The organism is Streptomyces sp. NPDC101194 (assembly GCF_044767885.1).
GTDB lineage: Bacteria > Actinomycetota > Actinomycetes > Streptomycetales > Streptomycetaceae > Streptomyces.
This window is the reverse complement of the sequence record NZ_JBIWOS010000012.1, coordinates 184,881-197,537: the sequence shown is the minus strand read 5'-3', so window position 1 is coordinate 197,537 and position 12,657 is coordinate 184,881. Positions and strand designations below refer to the sequence as shown.

The 12,657-nt window shown below is 71.4% G+C and carries 9 protein-coding genes; 3 read left to right on the top strand and 6 right to left on the bottom strand.

The genetic code is table 11. The features are described from left to right. Window positions 1–90: 90 nt before the first annotated feature. The 4 genes from ACIRP2_RS33875 to ACIRP2_RS33860 all read right to left on the bottom strand — a co-directional run bounded on the left by ACIRP2_RS33875 (window position 91) and on the right by ACIRP2_RS33860 (window position 6,150). A complete protein-coding gene (locus ACIRP2_RS33875; protein ID WP_404257094.1) occupies window positions 91–2,553 on the bottom strand; it encodes a [protein-PII] uridylyltransferase in 2,463 nt (820 codons plus the stop codon). Window positions 2,554–2,612: 59 nt separating this feature from the next. Beyond that, on the bottom strand, window positions 2,613–2,951 hold the full coding sequence (locus tag ACIRP2_RS33870) for a P-II family nitrogen regulator (RefSeq protein ID WP_093899110.1): 339 nt from the start codon (window positions 2,949–2,951) through the stop codon (window positions 2,613–2,615). After that, window positions 2,948–4,306, bottom strand: coding sequence for an ammonium transporter (locus ACIRP2_RS33865; protein ID WP_404257092.1), 1,359 nt, complete (start codon window positions 4,304–4,306; stop codon window positions 2,948–2,950). Before ACIRP2_RS33865 ends, ACIRP2_RS33870 begins: the two co-directional genes overlap by 4 nt. Before the next feature lie 371 nt (window positions 4,307–4,677). Then, the gene (locus ACIRP2_RS33860; RefSeq protein WP_404257090.1) at window positions 4,678–6,150 is read right to left on the bottom strand and encodes a hypothetical protein; all 1,473 of its coding nucleotides are present in this window, start codon (window positions 6,148–6,150) and stop codon (window positions 4,678–4,680) included. A 425-nt stretch (window positions 6,151–6,575) separates the two neighbouring features. Here ACIRP2_RS33860 and ACIRP2_RS33855 point away from each other — a divergent pair, with 425 nt between their 5' ends. Next, window positions 6,576–7,235, top strand: a complete 660-nt coding sequence (locus ACIRP2_RS33855; RefSeq protein WP_404257088.1) for a bifunctional DNA primase/polymerase — start codon at window positions 6,576–6,578, stop codon at window positions 7,233–7,235. 166 nt (window positions 7,236–7,401) lie between these two features. Here the strand turns inward: ACIRP2_RS33855 and ftsY are convergent, their stop codons facing one another. After that, on the bottom strand, window positions 7,402–8,613 hold the full coding sequence (gene ftsY / locus ACIRP2_RS33850; RefSeq protein ID WP_404257086.1) for a signal recognition particle-docking protein FtsY: 1,212 nt from the start codon (window positions 8,611–8,613) through the stop codon (window positions 7,402–7,404). Between the two features lie 110 nt (window positions 8,614–8,723). Between ftsY and ACIRP2_RS33845 the strand changes: the two genes are divergently transcribed. Next, on the top strand, window positions 8,724–10,133 hold the full coding sequence (locus tag ACIRP2_RS33845) for a purine-cytosine permease family protein (protein WP_404257084.1): 1,410 nt from the start codon (window positions 8,724–8,726) through the stop codon (window positions 10,131–10,133). 58 nt (window positions 10,134–10,191) lie between these two features. Next, window positions 10,192–11,157, top strand: coding sequence for an LLM class flavin-dependent oxidoreductase (locus ACIRP2_RS33840; protein WP_404257082.1), 966 nt, complete (start codon window positions 10,192–10,194; stop codon window positions 11,155–11,157). Window positions 11,158–11,236: 79 nt separating this feature from the next. On the opposite strand, the gene ACIRP2_RS33835 is transcribed toward ACIRP2_RS33840, so the two are convergent. After that, the gene (locus tag ACIRP2_RS33835) at window positions 11,237–12,655 is read right to left on the bottom strand and encodes a sugar porter family MFS transporter (RefSeq protein WP_404257080.1); all 1,419 of its coding nucleotides are present in this window, start codon (window positions 12,653–12,655) and stop codon (window positions 11,237–11,239) included. Window positions 12,656–12,657 lie beyond the last annotated feature (2 nt).

Sequence of the window (12,657 nt, the reverse complement as noted above, 5' to 3'; positions counted from 1 at the left end):
GTCGTCCCCAAGGGTATCCGGACCCCGGGAATCACGAAGCCCTCGCCCGGTTCTCGGCCGTACGGGGGCTCGCGGGCCGGGCCGCGGCGCTCAGCCCAGCGCCTTCTCGACCTCCCGGGCCACCTCGGCCGCCCGCGCCTCGGGCAGCGGCTCCCCGTCGGTGTCCGTGACGTAGAAGGCGTCCACCGCGTTCGCGCCCAGCGTCGACACGTGCGCGCTGCGCACCCGGACCCCGCTCCCTTCCAGCGCCCGGCCGATCCGGTGCAGCAGTCCCGGGGCGTCCTGGGCCCGCACCTCGATCACCGTCGCCAGCCGTGAACCGGCCGCGGCGACCGTCACCCTCGGCGGCGGGGCCTTCACCCCGCGCCGCCTGGGACAGGCGGCCTCGCGCTCGGCGAGCCGGGCACGGATGTCCAGGGAGCCGTCCAGGGCGCGCACGAGGTCGGCGCGGAGGCGGCCCGCCTGCGGGAGTGTGCCGTACTCGGCCGCGACCCGCCAGCTGAGCAGCAGCAGGTCGGCGGATTCGTCCGCGCCGAGTTCGGTGGGGAGTTCCACGGCGCGCAGGTCGGCGGCGCGCACGGTGAGGCGGTGCAGGGCGAGGACGCCTGCCGTGGTCGGCAGCACGCCGGGGCGGTCGGGCAGGGCGATGAGGAGTTCGACGCCGACCGGTTCCGGTTCGCCGTCCTCGTCCGGGGTCCCGGCCGCCTGGGTGTGCAGGGCGAGGACGGGTTCGCCGGTGCGCAGGGCCTCCACGGCGAGGCGTTCCTGTTCGGCGCTGGGTGCGGCGGGTGCCGGCTCTTCGGGGGCCTGGCCCGCGAGGACGGCGGCGACGCGCTCGACGAGGTCGGCGACGAGGGCGGCACGCCAGGAGGACCAGGCCGCGGGCCCGGTGGCGAGGGCGTCGGCCTCGGTGAGGGCGTGCAGCAGTTCCAGGGTGGAGGCGGTGGAGACGGCGTTCGCGACGGAGCGGACGGTCGCCGGGTCGTCGAGGTCACGGCGGGTGGCGGTCTCGACGAGCAGCAGATGATGGCGCACGAGGGTGGCGATGACTCCGACGTCATGCTGGTCGAAGCCGATCCGGGCGGCCATGTCCCGGGCGATGACCTCCCCGGCGGCGGAGTGGTCGCCGGGCCAGCCCTTGCCGATGTCGTGCAGGAGCGCGGCGACGAGGAGCAGGTCGGGGCGGCCGACGCGACGGGTGAGCGAGGAGGCGCGGACCGCCGCTTCGACGAGGTGACGGTCGACGGTCCAGGTGTGGACGGGGTTGCGCTGGGGGCGGCAGTGGACGCGTTCCCAGTCGGGGAGCAGCCGGGTGATCAGGCCCTCCGCTTCGAGCGCCTCCCAGACGGGAACGGTGGCCTCGCCCGCGCCGAGGAGGGTGACGAGTTCCTCACGGGCCTCGGCGGGCCAGGGCACCGGCAGCGGGCGGGCGGTGGTGGCGAGGTGACGTACGAGGTGCCGGGAGAGCGGGAGTTCGGACTGTGCGGCGGCCGCGGCGGCCCGCAGCACCAGCACGGGGTCGCGCTCGGGGCGGGCGGTGCGTGCGAGCACGACTTCGCCGTCCGCCTCGACGACGCCGTCGGCGAGCGGGGTGCGTTCGGCCGCGGTGGTCCTGCCGCCGCCCAGAATCGCGCGCAGCCGGGGGCGCGCCGAGCGGGCCCGCAGCACGCGGGTCACCTCGCGCCAGGTGACGTCGGTGGCGTACGAGACGGTGCGGGCGGCCTCGTACACCTGGCGGAGCAGGGCGTCCGCGTCGAGCAGGCCGAGCTCGGCGGCGGCCTGGTCCTGGTCCTGGAGTCCGAGCCGGTCGGTGGCGCGGCCGGTGGTGAGGTGGAGGGCGTCGCGGGCGTCGAGGAGGACGCGGCGGGCTTCGGCGAGGCCCTCGCGGGGGGCGTCGGCAACCCAGGAGGCGGCGACGGCGCGCAGTGCGGTGAGGTCACGCAGTCCGCCGCGGGCCTCCTTGAGGTCGGGTTCGAGGAGGAACTGGAGCTCGCCCTGGCGTTCGGCGCGTTCGCGGCAGAGCTCGTCGAGTGCGGGGAGGCGTTTGGCGGCCTGGTTGCGCCAGTCGGCGAGGATCGCGGTGCGCAGCGTGGCGACGAGGCCGAGGTCTCCGGCGACGGGCCGGGCGTCGAGCAGTCCGAGCTGGACCTTGAGGTCCTCGCCGGCCGTTCTGCGGGCCTCGGCGGGGGTGCGCACGGAGTGGTCGAGGGAGAGGCCGAGGTCCCAGACGGGGTACCAGACGCGGTCGGCCAGGGCGGCGACGGCGGCCGCGTCGGCGTGGCCGTCGTACAACAGCAGGAGGTCGAGGTCGCTGCGCGGGGAGAGTTCACCGCGGCCGTAGCCGCCGACGGCGACGAGGGCGGCGCCGCGGACGCCGGTCTGTTCGGCGGCTGTGGTGAACAGCGCGGTGAGCCAGTCGTCGGTGAGCGAGGCGAGGGCCGCACGGCGCGGCGGCCCGGACCGCGCCTTCCCCTGGAGGAGGCGCAGCCGGGCCGCCGCGTAGCCGCTGGGTTCCGAGTCCTCGGATTCGGTGGTCGCTTCGGTGCTCGTCACCCGGCTGCCTTTCGTTTCGGGACCGTCGGTCTTCGGACGGTGGTCGTCGGGGCCGTCGGTCAGAGGGCGTCCGGGCCGCGTTCGCCCGTTCGTACGCGAATCGCGGTGTCGACCGGCACGCTCCAGACCTTGCCGTCACCGATCTTGCCGGTCCGGGCGGCCTTCACGACGACGTCGATGAGCTGTTCGGAGTCCTCGTCCTCGACCAGGACCTCGATACGGATCTTGGGGACGAGGTCGACGGTGTACTCGGCGCCCCGGTAGACCTCGGTGTGGCCGCGCTGACGCCCGTACCCGCTGGCCTCCGTCACCGTGAGGCCCTGGATGCCGAAGGCCTGGAGGGCCTCCTTGATCTCGTCGAGCCGGTGCGGCTTCACGACTGCGGTGATGAGCTTCATGCGTCCACCTTCTTGGTCTGCGTTCCTGCCGTCGTACCCGGTGCCGTCGCGGAGGCCGTGGTGCGCGGGGCCGCGCCGCCGCCCGCCCCGCTGAAGTCGTACGCCGTCTCGGCGTGCTCGACCTGGTCGATGCCGGAGATCTCGTCGTCCTCGTCGACCCGCATCCCGATCGTCCTGTCCAGGAGGAAGGCGAGGAGCGCGGAGACGACCAGAGAGTACGCGAGGACGGCGAAGACCCCGACGGCCTGCTTCCCGAGCTGGTCGAGGCCGCCGCCGTAGAAGAGGCCCTTGGCGTCCGACTGGACACCGCCGGTGGCGAAGAAGCCGATGAGGAGGGAGCCCACGACACCACCGACGAGGTGGACGCCGACGACGTCCAGGGAGTCGTCGTAGCCGAACCTGTACTTCAGGCCGACGGCCATGGCGCACAGGACACCGGCGACGGCACCGACCGCGATGGCGCCGAGCGGGCTGACCGCGCCGCCGGACGGGGTGATGGCGACGAGGCCGGCGACCGCGCCGGAGGCCGCGCCGAGGGTGGTGAAGGAGCCGTGGCGGAGCTTCTCGTAGCCGAGCCAGGCGAGCATCGCGGCGGCGGTGGCGACCTGGGTGTTGACGAACATGACCGCGCCGACGCCGTCGTCGTTGCCGAGCCACGAGCCCGCGTTGAAACCGAACCAGCCGAACCAGAGCAGTCCGGCGCCGAGCATGACGAGCGGCAGGCTGTGCGGGCGCATCGGGTCCTTCTTGAAGCCGACGCGCCTGCCGATGACGAGGATCACGCCGAGCGCGGCGGCACCCGCGTTGATGTGGACCGCCGTGCCCCCGGCGAAGTCGATGACACCGAGCTCGAACAGCCAGCCGCCCGCGCCCCAGACCCAGTGGGCGACGGGGAAGTAGACGACGGTGGCCCAGAGCGTGATGAACAGGGCCCAGGAGGTGAACTTCACCCGGTCGGCGAGGGCGCCGCTGATCAGCGCGGGAGTGATGACGGCGAACATCAGCTGGAAGACGGCGAAGACGTAGACCGGGATCGTGTATCCGTCCCAGAGCTGGGTGATGCCGATCCCGCTGAGGCCGACGTAGTCCGAGCTCCAGCCGAGGACGGACCCGATGTCGGTGCCGAAGGCGAGACTGAACCCGTAGAGCACCCACAGGATCGTGACGATCCCGAGGCTGATGAAGCTCATCATCAGCATGTTGAGGGTGCTCTTGACGCGGACCATGCCTCCGTAGAAGAAGGCCAGGGCCGGGGTCATGAGCATCACCAGGGCGGAGCAGATGAGCATGAACCCGGTGTTGGCGGCAGACAGCGTCGGGGTGTCTGCGGCAAGCGTCGTGATGCCTGGGGGCATCGGCGTCTCCTCGTCGTCGGTGCGGCCGCGTGCGGGCGGGATGAGCTGCACCACGTGCGGGACCACTGGGGAAAAGGTGCGGGCCGGTTATGCGCCATGAGCCTCGCCCGGCGCGGTTTCCGCCGATGCCGCCCGGTGTTTCGCGGAAGTGACGAAGAGGTCGGGTGTGTTACGTCCCCATGAACCGGTGGTGGCGCATCCGGTGCGGTGCCTGCTCCGCGGCCGGGTCCGCATACGGTGCGGTTACGACTCTCCCGTACGGGAACGGCAACGCGAACCGGCCACGCCGACCACCCGCTGACCCGGCGATGGGGGGAGCCGAAGTCGGTCTGTGCGGGGTGGTCGTCGTGGCCGGGGTCAGGGGGTGTCGCTCAGACCGCCTCTGCGGTCTCGGGCAGTTGCTCGGTGAGCATCTCGGTGAGCCGGGCGACATCGGGGATGTCCCCGAAGTCCCTGGCGGCGGTGTCGACCGTCTTGCGGAGCCGGGTGTTGACGCGCTCGGAGCGGATCTTCCTGGCCACGCGCAGGGCCTGCTCGGCCGGCACCGTGGACTGCTCGGGCTCGCGCTTGAGGAGATGGACGGTGGCGAGGCCGATCAGGTTGAGCGCGTACGACCGCTGGTGCTCGTCGTCCTCGCCGAAGAGCTCGACGGCCTTCTGCATGCGGGATTCGGCGAGTGTGGCGTAGGTGGGGCTGCGGCCCGCGACATAGGCGAGGTCGCGGAACGAGTGGGAGTTCTCGCCGTTGAGCTCGGCCTCGGAGAAGAAACGGATCCAGTCGGGCTCGGGCTCGCCGTCGATGCCGACGTCGAGAAAGGTGTCCTCGGCCATCCGGACGGCTCGTTTGCACTTGCTGGGCTGGCCCATGTTGGCGTACGCGCGGGCCTCCATCGCATACAGCATGGCCTGGGTACGCGGGGTGGCGCAGTCCCGGCTGCCGTACTGCGCCAGATGGATCAGTTCGAGCGCGTCGTCGGGCCGGCCGAGATGGATCATCTGGCGGCTCATGCTGGACAGAACATACGAACCGAGCGGTTTGTCGCCGGCCTCTTTCGAGGCATGGAGCGCGAGAACGAAATACTTCTGGGCGGTGGGCTGGAGGCCGACGTCATAGCTCATCCAGCCCGCCAGCTCCGCCAGTTCGGCGGCGCAGCGGAAGAGCCGCTCGGCGGTGGCGGCCGGCTGCGGTTCCTGCAGCAGGTCGGTGACCTCGTGGAGTTGCCCGACGACGGCCTTGCGACGCAGTCCGCCGCCACACTGCGCGTCCCACTGGCGGAACATCGCGGTGGTGGACTCCAGCAGGTCGAGTTCGGGTCCGGAGAGCCTGGAGGGGCGGCGGTCCGCGGCGGACGGCTCCGGATCCGCCGGTACGGCGGCGACGGGCACCAGCCAGCGCTGCATGGGTTCGATCAGGGCGGGCCCCGCGGCCAGGGTGAGGGAGGAGCCGAGGAACCCGCGACGGGCGAGCATCAGATCGCTGCGGGAGAACTCACTGAGCAGGGCGATGGTCTGCGGACCCGCCCAGGGCAGGTCGACACCGGCCACGGATGGTGACTGGTGCGCCGAGCGCAGTCCGAGGTCCTCGATCGCGACGACGGAGCCGAAGCGCTCCGAGAAGAGCTCCGAGAGGATGCGCGGGATCGGCTCGCGCGGCTGTTCGCCGTCGAGCCAGCGCCGCACCCGGGAGGTGTCGGTGCTGATGTGGTGGGCGCCCATCTGGCGCGCCCGGCGGTTCACCTGCCGCGCGAGCTCGCCCTTCGACCAGCCGCTGCGCACGAACCATGAGCTCAATTGCTCATTGGGGCGCTTACCGGCATTCGCATCGCCTGCGCCGCTGCCACTCACTGGAACGCCCCCATCCCGCCGAAATGTTGTCGCGCGAACCACTATCAGAATGCCCTGGCCCCATGCCGCCCATACGGAGGTCGCGCGCAATGGAACAGGAAATCGGGTTGCCTCCGGCATACCCATGGGCGCACATACTTCCATGGTTCGTGTACCGACGGTAATCCTACGATCACCACCCCGACGAGGGCGCCGACGGAAACGCCACCATTCGCCACCCCTTCGGATGAACGCCACCACCACCCGGCGCGATTCACTTGACACACGACGATCGCCAGTCGGTGCAGTGACGCACCTCGGAGCGCGCACCCGGCGTCGCACGCCCCCGAGCGCGCCGGGCGCACCACGGCTCGACGGAGACTCCGGAGTGTCACACCTCGGCTCCGCGTCGTAACCACCGGCAAGTCGGACCCGTTGGAGGGGGCATGGGCTTCACGATCGGCGGCATCCGCGAGATGCGCACCGGCTCACGGCGCCGCGGCCGTGCGGCCGAGTGCATGGCATTGGCCGAGTACACGGGACTGTGGGGCTGGGCCGTCGTGCCGGGGACGCGGGCCGCCTCCGGCCGCTGCTCGTGCGGGGAGCGGACGTGCCCCTCCCCCGGCGCCCATCCGCTGGACTTCGCGCCCGAGGTCCCCGCCGGCGCGACGTTCGACGCGGCGGCAGCGGCCTGGGCCCGGGTCCCGGGCGCCTCGATGCTGCTGCCGGTGGGCCGCACCTTCGACATCCTCGACGTCACCGAAGCGGCCGGACGCCGGGCCCTGGTCCGCATGGAGCGGATGGGGCTGCCGCTCGGCCCGATCGCGGTGACGCCGTCCGGGCGGGCACAGTTCTTCGTGGCCCCGGGGGCCGCCGCCGAACTCCCCCAGCTGCTGTACCGGATGGGCTGGGACGACGCGGGGCTCGATCTGAGGGCGCTGGGGCCCGGCTGTCACATCACCGCCCCGCCGTCCGACGAGGGCGGCCTCGGCCCCGTCCGGTGGCTGCGCCCGCCGGTGCTGGACACGGCGGCCGCGCCGCCGCAGGCACGGCTGCTGCTGGGCACGCTGGCATACAGCTGTCATCGCACCCCTCTCTGCGGCTGAACCACCTCCTCCGCGAAGAAGAAGGCGCCCGCCGACGGCGCCATCGCTCCGCGGGCGGCCGCCCCCGAAGCGACCGGCGGCCGCTCCCGAGAACGGCCGCTCCTGAGAACGGAAGAGCCCGACCGCAGTTGCCTCATGCGGTCGGGCTTCTCGTGTGCGCGCGGCGTCAGTCCCCGATCAGGGCGTCCACGAACGCCCCCGGCTCGAACGGAGCCAGATCGTCCGGCCCCTCACCGAGACCGACCAGCTTCACCGGCACACCCAGTTCGCGCTGGACGGCGACGACGATGCCGCCCTTGGCGGTGCCGTCCAGCTTGGTGAGCACGATGCCGGTGATGTCGACGACCTCGGCGAACACCCGGGCCTGCACGAGGCCGTTCTGCCCGGTCGTGGCGTCGAGGACGAGCAGGATCTCGTCCAGCGGCCCGTGCTTCTCGACGACCCGCTTCACCTTGCCGAGCTCGTCCATCAACCCGGTCTTGGTGTGCAGGCGTCCCGCGGTGTCGATGAGGACGACATCCGCACCCTCGGCGATGCCCTCCTTCACCGCGTCGAAGGCGATCGACGCGGGGTCACCGCCCTCGGGACCGCGCACGGTGCGGGCACCGACGCGCTCGCCCCAGGTCTGCAGCTGGTCGGCGGCGGCGGCCCGGAAGGTGTCGGCCGCACCGAGCACGACACTGCGGCCGTCGGCGACGAGCACCCGGGCCAGCTTGCCGGTGGTGGTGGTCTTGCCGGTCCCGTTGACGCCGACGACCATCACGACACCGGGGGTGTCGACGCCGCTCTCCGTCTTGACCTCACGGTCGAAGTCCGTGCCCAGCAGGGTGAGGAGCTCCTCGCGCAGCAACGTGCGCAGCCCTTCGGGGGTTCGCGTGCCGAGGACACGGACGCGTTCCCGGAGCCGCTCCACCAGTTCCTGGGTGGGTGCGACGCCCACATCGGCGGTGAGGAGCGTGTCCTCGATCTCCTCCCAGGTCTCCTCGTCGAGGTTGTCACGGGACAGGAGCGTGAGCAGCCCCTTGCCGAGGGAGTTCTGCGAGCGGGCGAGCCGGGCACGCAGCCGTACCAGTCGGCCTGCGGTGGGCTCGGGCACTTCGAGGGCGGGGGCGGCGGGCGCCTCCGGCTCGACGGCCTCGGGGGCCTCCTCGGCGGGAGCCTCGGCCGAAGGGGGGCCGACCTCCTCGATGGTGCGGCGCGGTTCCTCGCGCGGCGTCTCGGCCTCCTCGCCGACATGAGGTTCGGCGGGAGGAGTGATGGTCGGCGTGCTCGACGGCGCCGGGGGCAGCTGCTTCTTCTTGCGGCCGCTGACCACGAGCCCGCTGATCACGCCGACCGCGACCAGGGCGATGACTACAGCAAGGATGACGAATTCCATAACCCACCCAGTATCAGCCACGACCGCCCGCACGGACCGCCCCGAACGACCACCCCCGCATCCACTCCAACCGTTATGCACCTTTTGGCGGTAAATGTACGATCCTGTCCGTGGAGACCCGCGGCCTGGAGCCCGTCCCCGACAGCGAGCGCACCGGCCGGGTCCGGACCCTCTTCGCCACCTGGGCCGGTGCGAATCTGACCGTGCTGCTGCTCACGATGGGCGCGGGGCTCATCGTCTTCAACGGACTGAACTTCTGGCAGGTGCTCACCGTCGCGATCGTGGCGCCGGTCATCAGCTTCGGACTGGTCGGCCTGGTCTCGGTCGCGGGCCGGGAGGGCGGGGCTCCCGGCATGGCGCTCTCCCGGGCCGTCTTCGGCCAGCGCGGCAACCTGCTGCCGGGCGCGCTGATCTGGATCGCCCGCTGGGGCTGGGAGACGGTGAACGCGGTCACCGGCACCTACGCCCTGCTGGCCGTGCTGAATCTGCTCTTCTCCATCACCGGCGGCAGCACCCTGATCATCGTGACCCTGGTCTCCTTCGTGGGGAGCAGCTTCCTGGTGTCGGGGCTGGGGATGCGGGCGGTGCGGGCCTGCTGCATCTGGTCGATGTACCTCTTCGCCTGTTTCAGCGTCCTGGTACTGATCCATCTGATCGGCAGGACCGACTGGCACGACGTCCTGGACAGGCCCACCGGGTCGACGGCGATGGTGATCACCGGGGTCGGCACACTGGTCGGCGGCGGGATCAGCTGGGTTCCGGCGGGTCCCGACTTCGCCCGCTATCTGCCCCGCACCGCGTCCGGCGCCGCCGTGGTCGGGGCGACCGTGAGCGGCGCCGGGGTCGTGTGCCTGCCGTTGGCGCTGATGGGCGCCGTGATGGCGATCGCCACGCCGGGGCTGGCCGTCACTCACGACCCGGTGTCGTTCATCGGGGCTCTGCTGCCCGGCTGGCTCGCGGTGCCGTATCTGCTGATGGCCGTCATCGGCATGGTGCTGATCAATGCGATGTCGCTCTATTCGGGCGGCTTTACCGCGCAAACGCTGGGATTCGGGATCCCGCGGGCATGGGCGGTCGGGGTGAACGCCGGCATCAGTCTGTTGCTGGGCGCACTGCTGATGATGACGACGGCGGGCTTCACGAATTCCTTCGTCTCCTTTCTGACACTCCTCGCGGTGACGTTCTCGGCGTGGATCGGGGTCTTCGGCGTGGATCGGCTGAGGGGGCGCAGTTACGATCCGGCGGCGCTCCTGGACACCACGCCGTCCGGCGCCTACTGGTACACGGGAGGCTTCGCCGTCACGGCCGTGACCGCGTGGCTCGTGGGCCTCGTGGTGGGACTGCTCTTCACCGGTGTGCGGTGGTTCTCCGGCCCGTTCGCCGACACCTGGATCGGGCGCCACGGACTGGGCTGGGCGGCCACGATCGCCGTCTCCGCCGCGCTGTACGCGATCCTGCCGCGCCCCGCCGTACGGAAGGGCGGGAGCGAGCCCGGAGGCGACGCACCCCTACACTTCTGACGCTGCGTCAGCTAGTGTCCCGGCTCGCCGAGCCCGCCCGACGAAGGGGACAAGCGTCATGGCTTTCACCGTGGTCCGGTTCAATCTCGTCGATCCCGACGCCACCCACGAGTCGCTCTCGGCCCGCTACCGCGCCGCGCTGGAGATGGCCGCGTACGCCGACGAGCACGGCGTCGACACGGTACAGACCGAGGAGCACCACGGCGTCGCCGACTCCTGGCTGCCCTCCCCCTTCGTCTTCGCGGGCTCGGTCTTCGGCGCCACCCGCCGGATCGCGGTCACCGTCTCGGCGATCATCGGTCCGCTGCACGACCCGCTGCGGCTGGCCGAGGACATCGCGGTCCTGGACCTGCTGAGCGCGGGCCGGCTGGTCACCGTGGCGGGGATCGGCTACCGGCCGGAGGAGTACGAACAGGCGGGCGTCGAGTGGGGCAGGCGCGGCAGGCTCCAGGACGAGCTGCTGGAGACCCTGCTGCGGGCATGGACCGGGGAGCCGTTCCCGTACCGGGGCCGTACGGTCCGGATCACTCCGCGCCCGTACACCCGGCCGCATCCGCTGCTGCTGGTGGGCGGCAGTTCGCGGGCCGCGGCGCGGCGGGCGGCCCGGTACGGGCTGCCGTTCTTCCCGAGCGCACACCTGCCGGAGCTGGAGGCGTACTACCACGAGCAGCGCGAGCGGTTCGGGACGGACGGCTTCTGCATGATGCCGGCCGCCCGGACACCGCTGCTCCACGTCTCCGAGGACCCGGACCGGACATGGGCGAAGTACGGCGAGCACTTCCTCCACGAGGCGCGCACGTACGCCTCCTGGCAGTCCAAGGACATCCGCTCGGCCGTGCGTTCGGCGGCGACGACGGTGACGGAGCTGCGGGACGAAGGGGTCTACCGGGTCGTCACCCCGGACGAGTGCGCCGCCGCGGCCGGGGAAGCGGAGAGCCTGGTGCTGCATCCGCTGTGCGGCGGGATGCCGGTCGAGGAGGGATGGCGCAGTCTGCGGCTGTTCTGCGGCGCGGTCGCGCGCTGACCGCGCCCGACCCGGAAGCGCCCCGGCTCCGCGGGTGCGGGCCGGGGCGTTCCGTGTACGAGGAGAGGGACAGCGGGGATCAGCCCATCTCCTCCAACGCCTTGCCCTTGGTCTCCTTCACGAACTTGAGCACGAAGGGGATCGAGAGCGTGGCGAAGCATGCGTAGATGATGTACGTGCCCGACAGGTTCCAGTCGGACAGGCTCGGGAAGCTCGCGGTGATGGCCCAGTTGGCGATCCACTGCGCGGACGCGGCGACACCGAGCGCCGCGGCGCGGATCCTGTTCGGGAACATCTCGCCGAGGAAGACCCAGACCACGACACCCCACGACAGGGCGAAGAAGAGCACGAACACATGGGCCGCGACCAGTGCCACGACTCCGTGGGCGTGGGGCAGTTTGCCGTCGACCAGGTGGGCCGAGAAGGCCCAGGCCTCGAAGGCGAGGGCGATGGCCATACCGGTCGAGCCGACCAGCGCGAGCGGCTTGCGGCCCACCCGGTCCACCAGAACCATGGCGACCACGGTGCCGATGATGTTGATGATGGACGTGGTGAACGAGTAGAAGAACGAGGCCGACGGGTCGATACCGACGGACTGCCAGAGCGTCGCCGAGTAGTAGAACGCCACATTGATGCCGACGAGCTGCTGGAAGACCGAGAGGCCGATGCCGACCCAGACGATCGGCAGGAAGCCGACGCGTCCGCCGAGCAGGTCCCTGAACGTGGACTTGTGCTCACGGCGCATGGCGGTCTCGATCTCGGAGACCCGGGCGTCGAGGTCGACGGACGTGCCCTCGACCTCCGCCAGGATCTGCCGGGCGCGGTCCTTCCTGCCGACCGAGATCAGGAACCGCGGCGACTCGGGGATCGCCAGCGACAGCAGCCCGTACAGCACGGCGGGGACGACCATCACGCCGAGCATCCACTGCCAGGCCTCGATGCCGCCGATCTTGCCGCGCTGATCGCCGTCGGCGAGCTGCAGGATGCCGTAGTTGACCAGCTGGGAGATGGCGATGCCGACGACGATCGCGGCCTGCTGGAAGGAACCGAGGCGACCGCGGTAGGCGGGCGGCGAGACCTCGGCGATGTACGCCGGGCCGATCACCGAGGCCATGCCGATGGCGAAGCCGCCGATGATGCGCCACATCGCCAGGTCCCAGAGCGCGAACGGGAGCGCGGAACCGACGGCACTGATGGTGAACAGCACGGAGGCGATCTGCATGCAGCGGATGCGGCCGATACGGTCGGCGATGCGTCCCGCCGTGGCCGCGCCGATCGCACAGCCGATCAGGGCGATGGCGATGACCTGGGCGAGCGTTCCCGAACCGATCTCGTACCGGCTGCGGATGGCCTCGACGGCGCCATTGATGACGGAGCTGTCGTAGCCGAACAGGAAACCGCCCATCGCCGCGGCCGCCGTGATGAAGATGACATGGCCGAGGTGGTCCGGATGGGCCGCTCGGGCTCCGGACGCCGGTCCCTGAGAGGTGCTGGTCACTT

What these genes read in the sequence shown, in the direction of transcription:
- ACIRP2_RS33870 (WP_093899110.1), bottom strand. Translation starts at nt 2,951, where the DNA reads ATGAAGCTCATCACCGCAGTCGTGAAGCCGCACCGGCTCGACGAGATC.
- ACIRP2_RS33865 (WP_404257092.1), bottom strand. Translation starts at nt 4,306, where the DNA reads ATGCCCCCAGGCATCACGACGCTTGCCGCAGACACCCCGACGCTGTCT.
- ACIRP2_RS33855 (WP_404257088.1), top strand. Translation starts at nt 6,576, where the DNA reads ATGGGCTTCACGATCGGCGGCATCCGCGAGATGCGCACCGGCTCACGG.
- ftsY (WP_404257086.1), bottom strand. Translation starts at nt 8,613, where the DNA reads ATGGAATTCGTCATCCTTGCTGTAGTCATCGCCCTGGTCGCGGTCGGC.
- ACIRP2_RS33840 (WP_404257082.1), top strand. Translation starts at nt 10,192, where the DNA reads ATGGCTTTCACCGTGGTCCGGTTCAATCTCGTCGATCCCGACGCCACC.